The sequence below is a fragment of the Methylobacterium hispanicum genome (assembly GCF_022179285.1).
Taxonomy (GTDB): domain Bacteria; phylum Pseudomonadota; class Alphaproteobacteria; order Rhizobiales; family Beijerinckiaceae; genus Methylobacterium; species Methylobacterium hispanicum.
Genome location: NZ_BPQO01000014.1, coordinates 40,241 through 58,419, shown reverse-complemented (window position 1 = coordinate 58,419; position 18,179 = coordinate 40,241). Strand labels below are relative to the sequence as shown.

Annotated in this window: 16 protein-coding genes; 10 read left to right on the top strand and 6 right to left on the bottom strand. The window is 71.9% G+C overall.

Annotated features, from left to right (window positions below; all coding sequences use genetic code 11):
• Positions 1 to 36: 36 nt before the first annotated feature.
• From MFF56_RS16660 to MFF56_RS16640, 5 genes are read left to right on the top strand one after another with little or no spacing between them, the layout of a single operon-like run.
• The gene (locus MFF56_RS16660; RefSeq protein ID WP_082773001.1) at positions 37 to 1,626 is read left to right on the top strand and encodes an ABC transporter substrate-binding protein; all 1,590 of its coding nucleotides are present in this window, start codon (positions 37 to 39) and stop codon (positions 1,624 to 1,626) included.
• A 10-nt stretch (positions 1,627 to 1,636) separates the two neighbouring features.
• Positions 1,637 to 2,617: an ABC transporter permease gene (locus MFF56_RS16655; RefSeq protein WP_066921641.1), complete on the top strand. Its 981-nt coding sequence runs from the start codon at positions 1,637 to 1,639 to the stop codon at positions 2,615 to 2,617.
• A complete protein-coding gene (locus MFF56_RS16650) occupies positions 2,614 to 3,573 on the top strand; it encodes an ABC transporter permease (protein ID WP_066921639.1) in 960 nt (319 codons plus the stop codon). The genes MFF56_RS16655 and MFF56_RS16650 overlap by 4 nt, the downstream gene beginning before the upstream one ends.
• Positions 3,570 to 4,550 (top strand): ABC transporter ATP-binding protein, encoded by a 981-nt coding sequence (locus MFF56_RS16645; RefSeq protein WP_066921637.1) that lies wholly within the window; start codon positions 3,570 to 3,572, stop codon positions 4,548 to 4,550. Before MFF56_RS16650 ends, MFF56_RS16645 begins: the two co-directional genes overlap by 4 nt.
• Complete coding sequence (locus tag MFF56_RS16640; protein WP_066921635.1) at positions 4,547 to 5,545, top strand: ABC transporter ATP-binding protein; 999 nt, start codon at positions 4,547 to 4,549, stop codon at positions 5,543 to 5,545. Before MFF56_RS16645 ends, MFF56_RS16640 begins: the two co-directional genes overlap by 4 nt.
• 139 nt (positions 5,546 to 5,684) lie before the next feature.
• On the opposite strand, the gene MFF56_RS16635 is transcribed toward MFF56_RS16640, so the two are convergent.
• Positions 5,685 to 6,137, bottom strand: a complete 453-nt coding sequence (locus tag MFF56_RS16635) for a BLUF domain-containing protein (RefSeq protein ID WP_066921633.1) — start codon at positions 6,135 to 6,137, stop codon at positions 5,685 to 5,687.
• 352 nt (positions 6,138 to 6,489) lie between these two features.
• Between MFF56_RS16635 and MFF56_RS16630 the strand changes: the two genes are divergently transcribed.
• Positions 6,490 to 6,696, top strand: a complete 207-nt coding sequence (locus MFF56_RS16630) for a hypothetical protein (protein ID WP_066921646.1) — start codon at positions 6,490 to 6,492, stop codon at positions 6,694 to 6,696.
• A gap of 127 nt (positions 6,697 to 6,823) precedes the next feature.
• Here the strand turns inward: MFF56_RS16630 and MFF56_RS16625 are convergent, their stop codons facing one another.
• Positions 6,824 to 7,729: a bestrophin family protein gene (locus MFF56_RS16625; RefSeq protein ID WP_238230426.1), complete on the bottom strand. Its 906-nt coding sequence runs from the start codon at positions 7,727 to 7,729 to the stop codon at positions 6,824 to 6,826.
• 221 nt (positions 7,730 to 7,950) lie between these two features.
• Here MFF56_RS16625 and MFF56_RS16620 point away from each other — a divergent pair, with 221 nt between their 5' ends.
• Together MFF56_RS16620 and MFF56_RS16615 are read left to right on the top strand one after the other, a co-directional pair.
• Positions 7,951 to 8,604, top strand: coding sequence for a DUF2147 domain-containing protein (locus tag MFF56_RS16620; protein ID WP_238230423.1), 654 nt, complete (start codon positions 7,951 to 7,953; stop codon positions 8,602 to 8,604).
• Positions 8,605 to 8,708: 104 nt separating this feature from the next.
• A complete protein-coding gene (locus MFF56_RS16615; protein WP_066926672.1) occupies positions 8,709 to 8,921 on the top strand; it encodes a hypothetical protein in 213 nt (70 codons plus the stop codon).
• 255 nt (positions 8,922 to 9,176) lie between these two features.
• Here MFF56_RS16615 and MFF56_RS16610 read toward each other — a convergent pair whose 3' ends face one another.
• From MFF56_RS16610 to MFF56_RS16595, 4 genes are all read right to left on the bottom strand, one after another.
• The gene (locus tag MFF56_RS16610; protein WP_066919558.1) at positions 9,177 to 10,223 is read right to left on the bottom strand and encodes a sensor histidine kinase; all 1,047 of its coding nucleotides are present in this window, start codon (positions 10,221 to 10,223) and stop codon (positions 9,177 to 9,179) included.
• Positions 10,216 to 11,718 (bottom strand): ATPase domain-containing protein, encoded by a 1,503-nt coding sequence (locus MFF56_RS16605; protein WP_066919560.1) that lies wholly within the window; start codon positions 11,716 to 11,718, stop codon positions 10,216 to 10,218. The genes MFF56_RS16610 and MFF56_RS16605 overlap by 8 nt, the downstream gene beginning before the upstream one ends.
• Before the next feature lie 156 nt (positions 11,719 to 11,874).
• Positions 11,875 to 14,673: a hybrid sensor histidine kinase/response regulator gene (locus MFF56_RS16600; RefSeq protein ID WP_238230451.1), complete on the bottom strand. Its 2,799-nt coding sequence runs from the start codon at positions 14,671 to 14,673 to the stop codon at positions 11,875 to 11,877.
• A 68-nt stretch (positions 14,674 to 14,741) separates the two neighbouring features.
• Positions 14,742 to 15,959 (bottom strand): serine hydrolase domain-containing protein, encoded by a 1,218-nt coding sequence (locus tag MFF56_RS16595; RefSeq protein ID WP_066924113.1) that lies wholly within the window; start codon positions 15,957 to 15,959, stop codon positions 14,742 to 14,744.
• A 165-nt stretch (positions 15,960 to 16,124) separates the two neighbouring features.
• Between MFF56_RS16595 and otsB the strand changes: the two genes are divergently transcribed.
• Together otsB and MFF56_RS16585 are read left to right on the top strand one after the other, a co-directional pair.
• Positions 16,125 to 16,868, top strand: a complete 744-nt coding sequence (gene otsB, locus MFF56_RS16590; RefSeq protein ID WP_066924115.1) for a trehalose-phosphatase — start codon at positions 16,125 to 16,127, stop codon at positions 16,866 to 16,868.
• Between the two features lie 284 nt (positions 16,869 to 17,152).
• Positions 17,153 to 18,175, top strand: a complete 1,023-nt coding sequence (locus tag MFF56_RS16585; RefSeq protein WP_066924117.1) for a glucokinase — start codon at positions 17,153 to 17,155, stop codon at positions 18,173 to 18,175.
• The last annotated feature ends 4 nt before the right edge of the window (positions 18,176 to 18,179 follow it).

Below are 18,179 nucleotides of genomic sequence, written 5' to 3'. Positions count from 1 at the left end.
GTGGACATGATGCGCATGCGGTGTGATGCTGTGACGATGAAGAACGCGCTGCTCGCCACCGGACTTGCCCTGGGACTTCTCGGGGGCTCGTCCCTCGCGCAGGCCCAGAACGTCTTCCGCTTCGCCTTCCAGGGCGACATCAAGTCGCTCGATCCCTACTCGCTGAAGGAAACCTTCACGATCGGCATGCACGGGGCCGTCTACGAGGCCCTGGTGATGCGCGACAAGGACATGAAGTTCGCGCCCCAGCTCGCCGAGTCCTGGGAGAACCCGGAGCCGACGCGCTGGCGCTTCCACCTGCGCAAGGGCGTCACGTTCCACGACGGCTCGCCCTTCACCGCCGACGACGTGATCTTCTCGGCGAGCCGCGTGCGCGCGCCGGGCTCGAACTTCCAGACGAACGTGCCGGGCGACGCCGAGTTCGTGAAGGTCGACGACTACACCGTCGACATGAAGCTGAAGACCCCGAATCCGATCGCGATCGCCCAGTTTCCGACCTGGTACATCATGTCGAAGACCTGGGCGGAGAAGAACAACGCCGTCCAGCCCTCGGCCCCGACCGCCACCTCCCCGAGCTACGCCGCGCTCAACGAGAACGGCACCGGGCCCTTCATGATCACCGAGCACCAGCCGGGCGTGCGCACGGTGTTCAAGAAGTTCCCCGGCTACTGGGGCAAGGTCGAGTCGAACCTCGACGAGGCGGTCTTCACCACGATCGGCAACTCGGCCACCCGCGTCGCCGCCCTCCTCTCCGGCGAGGTCGACTGGATCGACCCCGTGCCGCTCCAGGACCAGCCGCGCGTGGAATCGAGCGGCAACGCCGTCGTCATGGCCGGCCCCGAGCTGCGCACGATCTTCCTCGGCATGGACCAGTGGCGCGACGAGCTGAAGGATTCGAGCGTCAAGGGCAAGAACCCGTTCAAGGACAAGCGCGTGCGCGAGGCCTTCTACCTCGCCATCGACGAGGACACGATCGCCAAGCGCGTGATGCGGGGTCAGGCGACGCCCTCGGCGCTCCTCATCGCGCCCTCGCTCTACGACCGCTCGGGCGAGTTCAAGCGGCCCGCCGCCGACGCCAAGAAGGCCAAGGCGCTGCTCGCCGAGGCGGGCTACCCGGACGGGTTCACCCTCACGATGGACTGCCCGAACGACCGCTACGTCAACGACGAGGCGATCTGCCAAGCCGTGGTCTCGATGCTCGCCCGGGTGGGCGTGAAGGTGAACCTCAACGCCCAGCCCAAGGCCAAATACTTCGCCAAGGTGCTGGCTCCCGCCTACGACACCTCGTTCTACCTCGTCGGCTGGACGCCCTCCTCGCAGGACAGCCACAACATCCTGTACGAGATCGCGGGCTGCCGGAACGACCCGAAATCCGGCCGCGGCGGCTGGAACCTGGGCAATTACTGCAACCCGAAGATCGACGAGATCGCCGACAAGGTCGAGCAGGAGACCGACAAGACCCGGCGCGACGCCCAGATCAAGGAGGGCTTCGACACGATCCAGGCAGACTGGGGCTACATCCCGCTGCACCAGCAGGCCCTCGCCTGGGGCGTGTCGAAGAAGATCACGCTGACCCAGCGGCCGGACAACTACCTCTACCTCTACTGGGTGTCGAAGAAGCCCTGAGGCATCGAGCGTGCTCGCGTTCCTGATCCGCCGCCTCGCCCAGGCCTTCGTGGTGCTGGGCGTGGTCGGCCTGATCGCCTTCGCCATGTTCCGGTTCGCGGGCGACCCCGTGAACCAGATCGTCGGGCCGGACACGCCGGTCTCCGAGCGGGCCGAGATCCGCAAATCGCTCGGCTTGGACGACCCGATGCTGGTGCAGTTCGGGCGCTACGCCGGCAACGTGCTCAGGGGCGATTTCGGCATCTCCTACCAGTTCCGCCAGCCGGTGACGGCGCTGCTCTCCGAGCGCATCCCGGCCACGCTGGAACTCGCCTTCTGCGCCACGCTGTTCGCGCTCGGCGTCGGCATCCTGATGGGGGTCTACTGCGCGCTCCGGCGGGACACATTCCTCGCCAAGCTGTTCCAGGCGATCTCGCTCGTCGGCGTCTCGCTGCCGACCTTCCTGATCGGCATCCTGCTGATCTTCCTGTTCTCGGTCACGCTCGGCTGGCTCCCATCCTACGGGCGCGGCGACACCGTGCGGATCGGGGGCTGGACCACGGGCTTCCTCACCGTCTCGGGGCTGAAGGCCCTGATCCTGCCCTCGGTGACGCTGGGCCTCTACCAGATGACCCTGATCATGCGCCTCGTCCGGGCCGAGATGCTGGAGGTGCTGCGCACCGACTACATCCGCTTCGCCCGCGCCCGTGGGCTCACCACCCGCGCCATCCATCTCGGCCACGCCCTGAAGAACACGCTGGTGCCCGTCATCACCATCGCGGGGCTCCAGCTCGGCTCGGTCATCGCCTTCTCGATCATCACCGAGACGGTGTTCCAGTGGCCGGGCATGGGCCTCCTCTTCGTGCAGGCTGTGCAGAACGTCGATATCCCGATCATGTCGGCCTACCTGCTGCTCGTCGCGGCGATCTTCGTCACCATCAACCTCGTGGTCGACCTCCTCTACACGGTGGTCGATCCGAGGCTCCGCACCAGCGTGGGGCGCGCCGCATGAGTGCCGCGACGGACGACGCCACCGCGACCCGGCCGGGACGCCCCCTCTCGCGGCTCGCGCGCTTCCTCGATTCCGATCTCTGGGCGAGCTTCCGCCGCTCGAAGACGGCCATGGTCGCCTTCGTCGCCACCGTGCTGATGTTCGCGCTGGCCTTCGCCGCCCCCTGGATCGCGCCGCAGAACCCCTACGACCCGGCCCAGCTCGACCTCATCAACTCGAACCTGCCGCCGCTCTGGAACGCGGAGGGGCAGGCGCCCTTCCTCATCGGCACCGACGACCAGGGCCGCGACGTGCTCTCGGCGGTGCTCTACGGCCTGCGCCTCTCGCTGATCGTCGGGATGCTGGGGGTGCTCGTCTCGGGCACGCTCGGCATCGCCCTCGGGCTCGTCGCCGGCTATTTCGGCGGCGTGCTCGACACGATCATCATGCGCGTCGCCGACGTGCAGCTCACCTTCCCGGCGATCCTGATCGCGCTGGTGGTGGACGGCGTCGCCAAGGCCTCCTTCGGCAGCGCGCTCGACACCAACGCCACCATCCTGCTCATCGTGGTCTCGATCGGGCTCTCGTTCTGGGTGCAGTACGCCCGCACCGTGCGCTCCTCCGTGATGGTGGAGCGCGGCAAGGACTACGTGCAGGCCGCCCGCCTCATCGGCCTGTCCTCGCCGGTGATCATGCTCCGGCACGTGCTGCCGAACGTGACCGGGCCGGTCTTCGTGATCGCCACCATCAACCTCGCGCTGGCGATCATCACCGAGGCGACGCTCTCCTTCCTCGGCACCGGCCTGCCCGAGACGATGCCCTCGCTCGGCACGCTGATCCGCACCGGCAACAAGTTCCTGTTCTCCGGCGAGTGGTGGGTGGTGGCCTTTCCGGGCGTGGCGCTCGCCGGCCTCGTCATCGCCATCAACCTGCTGGGCGACTGGCTGCGCGACGCGCTGAACCCGAAGCTGCAATGACCGAGACCGTCCTCTCCGTGCGCGACCTGCGCGTCGTCTTCGAGACGCGCCGAGGCACGCTGACCGCTATCGACGGCGTGTCGTTCGACATCGCCCGGGGCGAGATCCTGGGCGTCGTCGGCGAGTCCGGGGCCGGCAAGTCGGTGACGGGCTCGGCCGTGATCGGCCTGATCGACCCACCCGGCCGCATCGCCGGGGGCGAGATCCGCCTGCGGGGCGAGCGCATCGACGACCTGCCGCCCGAGAAGATGCGGCGCGTCCGGGGCCGGCGCATCGGCATGATCTTCCAGGATCCGCTCACCTCCCTCGACCCGCTCTACCGGGTCGGCGAGCAGATCGTGGAGACGATCCGCACCCATACCGACCTCTCCGCCAAGGCCGCCCGGGCGCGGGCGATCGACCTTCTCACCGAGGTCGGCATCCCGGCGCCCGAGCGGCGCATCGACGGCTACCCGCACGAGTTCTCGGGCGGCATGCGCCAGCGCGTGGTGATCGCCCTGGCGCTCGCGGCCGAGCCCGAGCTGATCATCGCCGACGAACCGACGACCGCGCTCGACGTCTCGGTCCAGGCCCAGGTGATCACGCTCCTCAAGCGCCTCTGCCGCGAGCGCGGCACGGCCGTGATGCTGGTGACCCACGACATGGGCGTGATCGCCGAGGCCGCCGACCGGGTCGCCGTGATGTATTCGGGCCGGATCGCCGAGATCGGCCCGGTGGCGAGCGTGGTGCGCCACCCCCACCACCCCTACGCCCGCGGCCTGATGGGCGCGATCCCGACGCTCAGCGACACCGCCGAGCGCCTGACCCAGATCCCGGGCGCCATGCCGCGGCTCACCGCGATCCCGCCGGGCTGCGCCTTCAACCCGCGCTGCCCGAGCGCGTTCGCGCGCTGCCGCACCGAGCGGCCCGAGCCCGTCGCGGTCGAGCGGACGCGGGTCGCCTGCCACCTCTACGACGCGCGCGGAGAAGCCGCATGAACGCAGGCTCGAGCGCCTACGTCGAGGTGAAGGACCTGCGCCGGGTCTTCGACGTCTCGAAGCCCTGGCTCAACCGGGTGATCGAGCGCGCGCCCCGCCAGACCCTCAAGGCGGTCGACGGAGTCGACTTCACGATCCGGCGCGGCGAGACCTTCGCGCTGGTGGGCGAGTCGGGCTCGGGCAAGTCCACGGTCGCCCGGATGGTGGTGGGGCTGCTGCCGCCGTCGGCGGGTGAGGTGCGCATCGCCGAGGTCTCGATGACGGATCCGCGCCAGGCGGCCGAGCGCCGACGCCTGCGCGCGCGGATCCAGATGATCTTCCAGGACCCCTACGCCTCCATGAACCCGCGCTGGCGGGTCGGGGCGATCATCGCCGAGCCGATCCGGGCGTTCGGCCTGGTCCGGGGCGAGGCGGCGATCCGGGAACGCGTCGGCGAGCTCCTGCGACTCGTGGGCCTGCACCCGGACGACGCCGCCAAGTACCCGCACGCCTTCTCGGGCGGCCAGCGCCAGCGCATCGCCATCGCGCGGGCGCTGGCGAGCCAGGCGGAGTTCCTGGTCGGCGACGAGCCGACCTCGGCCCTCGACGTCTCCGTCCAGGCCCAGATCCTCAACCTGATGCGCGACCTCCAGGACCGGCTCGGGCTGACCTACCTGTTCATCAGCCACAACCTCGCCGTGGTGCGCCACATGGCGAGCCGGATCGGGGTGATGTATCTCGGGCGCCTCGTGGAGGTCGGCGACAAGGCCGCGATCTTCGAGCGCCCGCGCCACCCCTACACCCGCATGCTGCTCGACGCGGTGCCGGACCTCGCCCATATCGGCCGCGCCCGCACGCCGGTGTCCGGCGAGATCCCGAACCCGATCGACCCGCCCCCGGGCTGCACCTTCAACCCGCGCTGCCCGCACGCGAACGCGCGCTGCCGGGCCGAGGTGCCCCGCCTCATCGACGGCGTGGCCTGCCACGCGGTGGAGGAAGGGCGGCTGACCGTCTGACCGGGCAAAAAAAGAGCCGCCCCGCGGGCGGCCCGAGTCCGGGAGGAAACGCTCGGAGCGTCCGGCACGCCGGGGTGCCGTACCGGGTGAACCGGACGACGCCGGCTCCGTTCCGAGAAACACGCGTCCGGAATCGTGATCAGGTCAGGCCCTCGCGCCAGAGCAGGCTGATCGGCGCGTCCACGAGCAGAAGCAGGGTGGCGCGCAGGAGTTCGACCCGGCGGGCGGGATCGCGCTCCAGCCCCGGCAGCGGGCCGAGCGCGGCCTCGAGCCGCGCGTCGGCCTCCGGCGAGGCGCCCAGGAAGCCCATCGACCAGCAGCCGAACAGGCGCCGCTCGGTCTCGCCCATCTCGATGACGGAGATGCTGCGGTGGCGCCGGTCCACGAGCAGGCGCTCGAACACGCCGAGCACCTCGGCCTGCCCGCCCTCCAGCACCTGCAGGAACCCGGTCCCCGTATAGACGAGGACGCCGGTCAGGCCGGCCTCGCCGTTCCGGCGGCGCGAGGCTTCCAGGATCGCAGGCAGGTTGGGCGGCCGGAACATCTCCTCCGCCTCGTGGCGGGCCGCGCTCTTGTAGATCAGTCGGAACAAGGCGGGTCCTGTGCGGGGCTCCGGAACGCGCATCCTGGCGGCGAGACCGGGGCCGCTCGACGGCGCGAAGCAGCTTGGGGGTGCAAAGCAGCTCGGCGGCGCGAAGCAGCTTGGCGGCGCGCCCGCACATCACCACAGCCCGGGCCAGGGTACAAATCCCGACCGCGAACCGCTCCTCCCGCCTGTCCGGCCGGCGTCCACCGGCCGCGAGGCCGCGTGCGAGCCCGAGTCCGTTGACGTCTCTTTTTAGTTGTTCTAATTAAGAACTCGCAGCGGGGGCCCCGGCGCGGACGCCGCGGCTCCCTCCGATACGGACCACCACGCAGCCACGACGACGAACGGAGACATGACGATGGCCGGTACCAACGCCTCCTGCGAGAGCTGCCGCTTCTTCGACGACCACAAGCTCAACGGCGCCCAGGCCTCGGGCGACGAGGGCCTGTGCCGCTTCAATCCGCCGGTGAGCCAGCCGGCGCCGGAATCCAAGGGCCTGTGGCCCGTCGTCGCCTCGCAGGACTGGTGCGGCCACTTCACCGCCGACGTGACGGCGGCCGAGTAGGACCCGCGCGACGGGACGGAATCGTGGAGGGGCCGGCGCCTGCGCCGGCCCCTTCCCGCATCCGGCGCCGCGGGCGCCCAGGCGGGCACCCATGCTGGCACCCGGGCGGGAGACCGGAGGCGAGCCCCTATCGGAGCAGGAAGTTCTCGGGCCGCAGCGGCTCGGGCACGGGTTCGCCGAGTGCGTCGAGCACGATCGCCTCGACCATGCGCAGCATGGCGTCGAGAGGCAGGTCGTTCGGGTCGGTGCCGAAGGGCTCCTCCAGCTCGTCGCCCAGCGCGTCGAGGCCGAAGAAGGTGTAGGCCACCAGCGCGACCGCGGCCGGCGTCGCCCAGCCCAGCGAGCCCGACAGGCCGACGGGCAGGAACAGGCAGTAGAGCCAGGCGGTGCGGTAGAGGAGCAGCGTGTAGGCGAAGGGCAGGGGCGTGCTGCGGATCCGCTCGCAGGCCGCCTGGATCGCCGAGAGGTCGGCGACCTTGCGCTCCAGAACGCCGAACAGGACGTCGCCGATCACGCCCCGGCGCATCGCCTCGGCCAGGTCCGCGGAGAGGCGGGCGAGCACCGCGTCGGTCGGGCACAGGGCGCCCGCCGCCTCGCCCGGCGGCAGCCAGGGCGCCACCGCTGCGGCCTCGTCGGCGCCGCGCAGGCGGGCGTGCAGGCCGCCCGCGAACCCCGCCACGCGGCGCAGGGCCGCCCGCCGCAGGACGTCGTCGCCGGGCAGGAGCGCGTTCAGCGTGCGGGCGAGGCCGCGCGCCTCGACGATCAGCCCGCCCCAGAGCTTGCGGGCCTCCCACCAGCGCTCGTAGCAGGCATTGTTGCGGAAGCTCAGGAAGATCGAGAGCGCGAGGCCGATCAGCGTGAACGGCCCGATGCCTGCCGTGACCGGGAAGGCCTCCGGCCAGCGCTGCTCGGCGGCCACCACGAGGCAGGCGAAGGCGGCGAGCCCCAGCACGGTCGGCGCGACCTGCGGCAGGATCGAGCCGCGCAGCGTGAACAGGATGGCGAGGAGGTTCGGGCGCGGGCGGACGATCATGGCTGCAGACGTGTGGAGGGGCGGGTCGCGGGATGCTGCCGGGCCACGGCGAAACGCCGGATCGGGCGGAAGATCTCACCGGACGTCATGATGCGGTCAACATCGGGGCGGATTGCGGGCCCCGACAGGCGGGCCGCCCCCAGCGGGGACGCGGGACCCACCGGGAGTGCGCGGACGAGCGGGGCCGGAGGGGCACGGCCCGCTTCGCTTGGGAGTATGGCATGACGTTTCGACTGATCGCGACGGGTGCAGGGCGGGCCGGTCTCCGGCGCGCGGTGCTGCCGGCCGCGCTGCTGGCGGGCCTGGCGGGCGCGGGCCACGCCGCGGCCCCGGCCGACGCGACCGGCACGTTCCTCACCGAGGACGGGCGCGCCCGGATCCGCATGGAGCGGTGCGGCCCCGCCGAGAAGAACCTCTGCGGCTACGTCGTGTGGCTGAAGGTGCCGCTCAACGACAAGGGCCAGCCCCGGGTCGACTTCAAGAACCCCGACACGAAGAAGCAGGCGCGGCCCTCGCTCGGCCACCAGCTCATCCTCGGGCTGAAGCCGAACGCGGACGCCCGCTACGAGGGCAAGATCTACAACTCGGAGGACGGCAAGTCCTACGACGTGACGATCTGGAGCGAGGCGCCGGGCGAGCTGACCGTGCGCGGCTGCCTGATCGCCTTCCTGTGCAAGTCCCAGACCTGGAACAAGGTCAGCGACGTGCTGCCCGGCCAGCTCACCGGCCCGACCAACGGCCCCGGCGGTCCCCGCTCCGACGCCGAGTGGCTGCCGGCCAAGCCCGCCGCGACGGGCTCGACCGCGGCGCCGACGGGCGCCGCCAAGCCGGCCGCCAAGCCGGGCGCGGCCGCGCCCAAGCCGGCCGCCGAGTAGTCCCTCGGAAGGCGGGCGCGGGCCGGCATCCGCTGTGGTGCCGGCCCGCGCCCGTGCTATGTTGCGCTGTCTCGAAGGGACGCCTCGAACCGGTCGGACGGTCCATGTCCTGTCGCCATCAGCCCGACGCACCCCGGCCCGGCGCCCTGCAGGACGCGCCCTCCTTCTCGCGCAAGTGGCGCCGCTTCCCGAGCGCGCTGCCCGCGGCCTGCAACGACAACCACCGGCCCGGCCGCCTGCGCACGGCGCTGCTGGCCGGTTCCGGCATCGCCGGGTTGCTGGCCGGCCTGCTGGCCGTCGCGGCATCGCTGATCTGAGGCGTCCTCCGGTTGATGGGTTCGGTCCAACGCATCGTCTCAGGACGAAGCGCGGGTCCCCTCTCCCAGAGGGAGAGGGACAGGGTGAGGGGTATGAGGTTTCTAGATGAGGCTCACCCTGAACGCGCGTCGATGGCGTGCTCCGTCCTGTGAGGTCATACCCCTCACCCCTACCCTCTCCCTATGGGAGAGGGGGCATGGCGCGGTTCACCTCATGCGGCCGGACCGATCGACCGGAAACGGTATGAGGCATCCTCAGCCCTCGTAGGCCGGCACGGCGCGCTGGTCCGGAAGCGGCACCTCCATGTGGAAGTGCAGCCCCCCCGGCTCGTAGGCGAACGCGATCTCGGCGCCGCACTGGACCTTCAGCACCCGTTGAAGCAGCGTCGAGCCGAACCCCCTCCGGGTGGGTTCCTCGACCGGCGGACCGCCGCTCTCGCGCCAGTCGAGCAGCAGGTCCCGCCCGCCTCCGGTGCGCCGCACCTCCCAGCGCACCGCGACGCGCCCCTCCGGCAGCGAGAGCGCGCCGTGCTTGGCCGCGTTGGTGGTGAGCTCGTGGATCGCCATGCCGGTCGGCACCGCGAGGTCGCCGATCAGCTCGACGGACGGCCCGTCGAGGTGGATGCGCCCGCCTCCCTCATCGTCGTAGGGGCCGAGCTCGTTGACCAGCATCTCCCTCAGGGAGGCCTGCTGCCAGTAGTCGTCGGTGAGCAGGTTGTGGGTCTTGGCAAGCGAGATGATGCGCGCCGAGAAGGCGTTGTAGAAGGTGTCCACGCTGGTGGCCGCCCGCGCCGAGGCGCCGAGCAGCCCCTGGACGGTCGCCAGCGTGTTCTTCACCCGGTGGTGCAGCTCGCGGATCAGCAGGGCCTGCCGCTCGGCGGTGCGCTCGCGCTCCTCCAGATGCGCCCGCGCCTCGTGCTGGCGGCGGCGGGCCCGGCCCGCGAACCGGGCGGCCATCACGAGCGTGGCGGGGTGGAAGGGCCGCTCCACCGAGCTGACGTTGCCCAGGGCCTCGGCGAGCCGCCGGTCGGGCTCGCCCCGGCGCAGCGTCAGCAGGATGAAGGGGAAGTCCGACCAGGGCGGCTGGCGTGCCACCCAGTCGGCCAGGGTCTGGCGGTTGGCCATCAGCAGGGCCTCCTCGGTGACGACGGCGCAGGTGGCGCCGTCGAGCGCCTCGACCAGCTCCGGCAGGCCGGCGCAGATCCGGGTCGGGATCCCCGCCTCGGCCAGGATGGAGGCGGCGACCTCCGCGTCGCGCCCGTGGGGCGCCAGGATCAGGACCGGCAGGGCGGAATCAGGCATCGGCGTCGCGGTCGGGCAGGAGCGTGTCCGCCTCGCCGTCGAAGGTCGGCACACCGGTCATGATTCCGCGGAACCGCCGCAGGGGCTCGCCGACAGCGATGCCGCGGGTATCGATCCGCAGCTCGCGGATCGTCGACTCGTGCGGGCCCGTGCGCTTCTTGGCCACCGAGATCGCGCGGCGCAGCTCGCCCGCGGCCTCGAAGGTGCGAAACAGCAGGATCGTGTCGCTGAGATAGGTCAGGTCGACCGCCGCCTTCATGGGGCCCACCATCCCGTGCTGGGCGAGGATGAGGAGCGTGACCACGCCCTGCTGGTTCAGGTAGGTCAGGATCTCGTGCATCTGGAGGAGCAGGAAGCGCTCCTCCGGCATGGCGTTGTGGTAGCCGGTGAGCGAGTCGATCACCACGATTCCGGCGTCCTCGCGCTCGACCGCGTCCTGCACGCGGGCCGCCATCTCGCCCGGCGAGATCTCGGCCGGGTCGATCTGCTCGATGCGCAGCCGGCCGCTGGCGACGTGGGGCGCGAGGTCCATGCCGAGCCCGCGGCAGCGTCGCATCAGCACGCTCGTCGTCTCGTCGAAGGCGAGCATCAGGGCCCGCTCGCCGCGCTCGAGCGCCGCCGTGACGTAGGCGGCCGCGACGGTCGACTTGCCGACGCCGGAGGGGCCGATCAGCATCGTGCTGGTGCCGCGGTCGAGGCCGCCGCCGATCAGCGCGTCGAGGGCGACGTTGCCGCTGCCGACCTGCGCCTCCGGGAAGGTGCTCGGATGGTCCGCCGCCACGAGGCGCGGGTAGATCGTGAGGCCTCCGCGGCGGATCACGTAGTCGTGGAAGCCGCCTCGGAAGGCGGTGCCGCGCATCTTGATCACGCGCAGGCGCCGCCGCTCCGCGCCGTAGAGCGGCGCGAGGTGCTCCATGCGGATCACGGCGTGGCTGAGGCTGTGCAGGTTGAGGTCGTCCACCTCCGCCGTGAGGTCGTCGAGCAGGACCGCCGTGGTGTTCTGGATCAGCAGGAAGCTGCGCAGGGCGTGGACCTGCCGCCGATAGCGCAGCGACCCCTGCGAGAGCAGGCGGATCTCCGAGAGGCTGTCGAAGACCAGGCGCTCGGGCTTGGCCCGCTCGATCTCGGCCATCGCGAGGTGCACGGTCTCGCCGAGTTCGAGGTCGGAGGCGTGGATGAGGCTCTGCTGCTGGCGCGGATCGAGGCTGAGTTCGGGCGGCACCAGCTCGACGATCTCGATGCCGTCGAGCGACCAGCCGTGCCGCGCGGCGACGTTCTGGAGCTCGCGCCGGCTCTCCGACAGGGTGATGTAGAGGCAGCGCTCGCCGCGCCGCGCGCCATCGAGCAGGAACTGCATGGCGAGCGTGGTCTTGCCGGAGCCGGGGCGGCCCTCGATCAGGTGGGCCCGGCTCCGGGCGTAGCCGCCGCGCAGGAGGTAGTCGAGGCCGGTCGCCCCCGTTGGAACGGGGAGGGCGTCGCCATCAGGGTTCTGCACGGTCGCGCGCCTCGATCAGCACAAGGGCCGGGCCGTGGCACGGTCCGGGGAGCCCCGCTCCTACACCACCGGCCACGGCTCTAAAACGGGGTCCGCGTCCGGCGAGCGGGCATGGGGCTCCCCGCCGGGCGGATCGGGGCGATGCGACGTCCGCGATCACCCCGCCTCGATCATCTCGCGGATGCGGCTGGCCAGCGTCTCCATGACGAAGGGCTTGGTCAGGACCGCCATGCCGGGTTCCAGATGGCCGTTGCCGACGGCCGCGTTCTCGGCGTAGCCGGTGATGAACAGCACCTTCAGGGCCGGCCGGCCGACGCGGGCCGCGTCCGCCACCTGCCGGCCGTTCATGCCGCCCGGCAGCCCGACATCGGTGACGAGCAGGTCGATGCGCACGTCCGACTGGAGCAGGCGCAGGCCCGAGGGGCCGTCCGCCGCCTCGATCGCGGTGTAGCCGAGATCTTCCAGAACCTCCGTCACCAGCATGCGCACGGAGGGCTCGTCGTCCACGACGAGCACCGTCTCGCCCTGCTCGGCGCGCGGCGCCGAGGCGAGGTCCGGCAGGGGCTCCAGGCCCTCCGCGGGCCCGTGATGGCGCGGCAGGTAGAGGCACATCGTCGTGCCCTGGCCGACCTCCGAGTAGATCCGGACCTGCCCGCCGGACTGGCGCACGAAGCCGTAGATCATCGAGAGGCCGAGGCCCGTGCCCTGGCCGATCGGCTTCGTGGTGAAGAAGGGGTCGAAGGCCTTGGCGATCACCTCGGGCGTCATGCCGGTGCCGGTATCGGTGACGCAGAGCGAGAGGTACTGCCCGGGATCCAGGTCGCGCTCGCGGGCGGCGCGATGGTCGAGCCAGCGGTTGGCGGTCTCGATGGTGATGCGCCCGCCCTCCGGCATGGCGTCGCGCGCGTTGATGCAGAGGTTCAGGAGCGCGTTCTCGAGCTGGCTCGGATCGACGAGCGCCGGCCACAGGCCCGGGGCGCCGACCACCTCCAGGGCGAGGCCCGGGCCGATCGTGCGGCGGATCAGATCCTCCATGCCGGCCATCAGCCGGTTCACGTCGGTGGGCTTCGGATCGAGGGTCTGGCGCCGCGAGAAGGCGAGGAGCCGGTGGGTCAGGGCGGCGGCGCGCCGCGCCGCCCCCTGCGCGGCGTTGATGTAGCGGTCGAGGTCGGTCATCCGGCCCTGGCCCATGCGCGTCTGCAGGAGTTCGAGCGAGCCGGTGATGCCGGTGAGCAGGTTGTTGAAGTCGTGCGCGAGGCCGCCGGTGAGCTGGCCCACCGCCTCCATCTTCTGCGACTGGCGCAGGGCCGCCTCGGCGCTCTCGCGGGCGGCGACCTCCTCGGCGACCCGCCGCTCCAGCGTCGCGTTGAAGGCTTCCAGCGCCGCCTTCGCGCGCAGCTCCGCCTCGATGTTGCGCGCCTCGATCACCGTGCCGATGGGACGGCCCGCCTCGTCGCGGATCGGGCTCGCCGTGAAGGCGACGGGGTAGAACGAGCCGTCGCGGTGGACGAAGACCTCCTCGCCCTGCTCTTGGTTGTTCTCCGGGAAGGCCTGGTCGATCGGGCACTCGCAGAGCGGGTAGGGCGAGCCGTCGGGGCGGGTGTGGTGCACCACGTCGTGGAGCGCGCGGCCCGCGGTCTCTGCGAGGGCGTAGCCCGTGAGGGCCTCGGCCGCGCGGTTCATGTAGGCGCAGTGCTGGCGCTCATCCATCAGGAAGATCGCCTGGGTGGTGTTGTTGAGGATGGCGTCGAGCCGGCGCGTCGCCTCGACCAGGCGCTGCTCGGCGATCTTGCGGTCATGGATGTCGGCGACCGAGCCGATATAGCCGAGGAAGCCGCCGTCCTCGGCCATCCGCGGCTCGGCCGCGTCGATGAACCAGCGGTAGCGCCCGTCCGCCCCACGAAGACGGTATTCCAGGCGGAACGGCGCCTGCCGGGCGTTGGCGGCCAGGAACGTCTCGCCCGACCAGCCGCGGTCGTCCGGATGCACCGCATCGAGCCAGCCGAGGCCCAGCCCCTCCGCCTCGCTCTGGCCCGTATAGGCGTACCAGCTCCGGTTGAGGTAGGTGCACGTCCCGCTCGGGTCCGTCACCCACATCATCACCGGGGCGTGGTCGGCCATGTTGCGGAAGCGCGCCTCGCTCTCCGCAAGGCGTGTCTCGGCGACCTTGCGTGCGCCGACGTCGATGGCGGTGCCGGTGAAGCGCAGGCAGCGCCCCCCCTCGTCGAACTGGCCGCGCCCCTTCGCGGCGACCCAGCGGACGACGCCGTCGTCGAGGCCGAGCGTCCGGTACTCGACATCGTAGAGGGCGCGCCGCGCCGGATCGAGCGCGGCCTCGAGCGCCTTCTGCGTCGCCGCCCGGTCGTCCGGATGCAGGGCGGCCTCGAAATCGGCCCGGACGATCGGCCGATTGTCGCCGACCCCGAACATCGCCCGCACACGTGCGTCCCAGAACAGACGCCCGCTCCCGCAGTCGAGGTCCCACAGGCCGATCTCGGCGGCGTCGGCCGCCATGCGCAGGCGCGCCTCGCCCTCGCGCAGCCGCTCCTCGGCGGCGCGTCGCGCGGTGGATTCGAGAAACAGCACGGCGAAGCGATCGCCTCCGAGCGGGCTGGCGTGACCCTCGTACCAGCGGTCGAACAGGTCCACGCGCCGCGAGAAGGCGACGGTCTCGCCCTCCGTCACCGCGCGGGCGACGTCGGCGATCCAGACATCCTCGATGCCCGGGATCAGCTCGCGGAGCGTGCGGCCCACGGCCCGCTCGCGCGGGATCCCGACGAGGCGCTCCCAGGCCGGGTTCACGTCGAGGTAGCGCCAGTCGATCACGGCGCCGCCCGCGTCGCGCACCACCTCGCCGATCAGCAATCCCTCGTGCAGCCGCTCGAACAGGCCGCGCCACAGCGCCTCGCCCTCGTGCGCCGCCCCCCCGGCCCGCACCGTCGCCCCGCCTTCCACCGTCAAATCGTCTCCTGCCGCGCCGGGGGCCTCGCCCTGAACGCCCCGCCGCGGGCGCTGTTCCACCCTTAATCGACCAGCGCCGCGTAGGTCATCACCCTGAGCTCCTTGCGGATCGGCAGGGCCGAGGAGGGGATGAGCTGCGTCAGGAGCACCACCGCCATGTCCTCGGACGGGTCGATCCAGAAGGCCGTCGAGGCGAGCCCGCCCCAGGCGCACTCGCCGGGGCTCCCCAGGATCTGGGCGCGGGCGGGATCGAGCATCACCGAGAAGCCGAGGCCGAAGCCGATCCCGTCGTAGGAGGTCTCGGCGAAGCGCGGCGTGCCCATGGCGGCCAGATCGCCCCGCAGGTGGTTCGTCGTCATCAGCGCCACGGTCTTGCGCCCGAGGAGCCGCACCCCGTCGAGCACGCCCCCGTTCAGGACGAGGCGGCAGAAGCGCAGGTAGTCGGAGGCCGTCGAGACGAGGCCGCCGCCGCCGGACGCGATGGCGGGCGGCTCGGCGAACACGGTCTCGCGCGCGTCGTCGTACTGGGTGAGCCGGCGCTCCCGGTCGTAGACGTAGCAGGCCGCGAAGCGGTCGCGGTTCTCCGGCCGGACGTGGAAGTCGGTGTCGTGCAGGCCGAGCGGGCGGATCACCCGCTCGCGGAGGTAGTTGGCGAAGTCCCGCCCCGACACCACCTCGACGAGGCGCCCGAGCACGTCCGTGGCGACGCTGTAGTTCCAGGCCGCGCCCGGATGGGCGAGGAGCGGCAGGCCGGCGACGATCCGGGTCACCTCGGCGAGGGTGGCGTCGGTGCGCAGGTAGTCCGCGCCCTGCTCCCGGTAGAGCGCGTCCACCAGCGTCGCCTCCATGAAGCCGTAGGTGAGGCCGGCCGTGTGGGTGAGGAGGTCGCGGATCGTGATCATGCGGCACGCCGGCTCGGTCTCGAGCTTGGCCCGGTTGCCGCCGGTCGCGACGCGCATGGCGGAGAATTCCGGCAGGAAACGCGCCACCGGGTCGTCGAGCTGGAAGCAGCCCTCCTCGTAGAGCTGCATCACCGCCACCGAGGTGAGCGGCTTCGTCATCGAGTAGATGCGCGCGACCGTGTCGAGACGGAAGGGCGTGCCCCGCTTCAGGTCGGCAAGGCCATGGGCCCGCGCGAAAGCGAGTTGCCCGCGCCGCATCACCGAGACCGAGAGGCCGGCGAGACGCCCGTCATCGACCAGCCGGCGCATCCAGCCGTCCACGCGCTCGAGCCGCTCAGGACAGAGGCCGAGATCCTTCGGGTCCGCCGAAACCTGCATCGCCACACCTCGCGCAACGGGCTGATGATGCGCGAGGTATAGCGGGGCGGGCCTGCCTGGCGAGCCCTGCGCGGCCCGGGGTCCATGGTCCAGGGTCCGGCGTTTGCGGCGCCGCGGGGCACCGTGCTAGCTCGGACGCGATCCTTGCCTGGCCGGAGCCCGCGCGTGAGCCTTGCCCTGTTCCTCGATTTCGACGGCACCCTCGTCGAGATCGCGCCGCGGCCGGACGCGGTGCAGGTCGATCCGGATCTCGTGCGCACCCTGGAACGCCTGCGCGAGCGGCTCGGCGGCGCGCTCGCCATCGTCACCGGGCGCCCGGTCGGCGTCATCGACGATTTCCTGAAGCCCGGCCGCTTCGACGTCGCCGGCCTGCACGGGGTCGAGCGCCGCACCGACGGCGTGCTGAGCGGCGGGCGGGCCGAGGACCATCCGGACCTACGCGCCGAGGTGCAGCGCCTGCAGGCCCGGCTCGCCGACCTCGACGCGGTGCTGATCGAGGACAAGGGCGCCTCGGTCGCGGTGCACTGGCGCCTCGCCGCGCCGGACGATGCCGCCCGCGCCGAGGCGATCGTCAAGACGGCGGCTGCCGCGCTCGGCGCCGCGTACCGGCTGCAGCTCGGCAAGGCCGTCGGCGAGATCGTGCCCGCGAGCGCCACGAAGGGCCACGCCATCCGGGCCTTCATGGAGGCCGCCCCCTACGCGGGCCGGCGCGCGGTCTTCCTCGGCGACGACCGCACGGACGAGATCGCCTTCGCGTCCGTCAACGAGGACGGCGGCGTCTCGGTGCGGGTCGGCGAGAGCGACACGATCGCGACCCGGCGGCTCGCCGATCCGGCCGCCGTGCGCCAGCTTCTCACCGCCTGGGCGGACGGCGCGCCCCTCGACCCGGACGTCCTTCCGGGGGCCTGAATGGAAACCGGAGATGCGGTTCCAACATCACCTCCGCTTTCCCGGACGCCCGGAGCGTCAGCGGAGGGTGATCCGGGACCCAGCCCATGAAGGCGCGAAGCGTCCGAATGCTGCACCGTTGCTGGAGGTCGAGCCGTTGCGCGGCCCTTCCTGTGCTGGATCCCGGATCACCTTCCACTTCGTTCCAGGTGTCCGGGAAAGGGCAGGGTTTCAGCCGCCGGGATCCCCCAGCATCGGTGGTCACTGCCCCCCCCGCCGTCCGGGGCTAGAGGAGAGCGGTCCGCATGTTCGAGTTCCCGGTCCTCGTCGGCGATATCGGCGGCACCAACGCGCGTTTCGCGCTGGTGCCGGAGACGGGTGCGGAGCCCCGGATGCTCTCGCACGAGCCCACCCACGGCCATCCCGACCCCACGAGCGCGATCCGCGCGGCCCTCGCCAAGGGGGCGGAGGCGGCGGGCGGGCGAGGGCCGCGCTCGGCGATCCTCGCCATCGCTGGCCGGGTGGACGGACCGGAGATCCAGCTCACCAACGCGCCCTGGCTCGTGGCGCCGGCCCGGATCGGGCCGGATTTCGGGCTCTCGCGCGCGGTCGTCGTCAACGACTACGTGCCGGTGGCGGCGGGCGCGGCCGACATCGCGCCGACCGACCTCACGCCGATCGGCCCGTGCAAGGACCGCCCCGTGGAGGCGCCCGCGGGCGCCCGCGTGGTGCTCGGCCCCGGCACCGGCTTCGGCGCCGCCGCGCTCGTGCCCTACGGCGACCACCTCGCCATCGTCTCCACGGAGGCGGGCCACACCGATCTCGGGCCGATGACGCCCGACGAGGAGGCGATCTGGCACGTGCTGGAGCGCGCCGAGGGCCGCATCACCGTCGAGACGGTGCTGTCCGGGCCCGGCCTCGCGCGGCTGCACGCGGCCGTGAGGCACGTCCGCACCGGGGCGCCCGCCGAGCGGATCGACCCGGCCGCCGTCACCGAGGCCGGGCTCGCGGCTTCCGACCCGCACGCGGCCGAGGCGCTCGCCCTGTTCGGGCGCATCCTCGGCCGGGTCTGCGGCAACCTCGCGCTCACCTTCCTGGCGACCGGCGGCGTCTATATCGGCGGCGGCATCGCGCCGCGGATCGTGCGGGTGCTGCAGGAGGGCGACTTCCGCCCCGCCTTCGAGGACAAGGCCCCCTTCGCGGCGATGATGCGCGAGATCCCGACGAGCGTCATCACCGTGCAGGACCCGGCCCTCACCGGGCTCGCGGCGCTGGCGAGCGAGGGCGAGCGCTTCGTCTACCACGCCTCCGAGTGGCGGCAGGGCTGAGGCC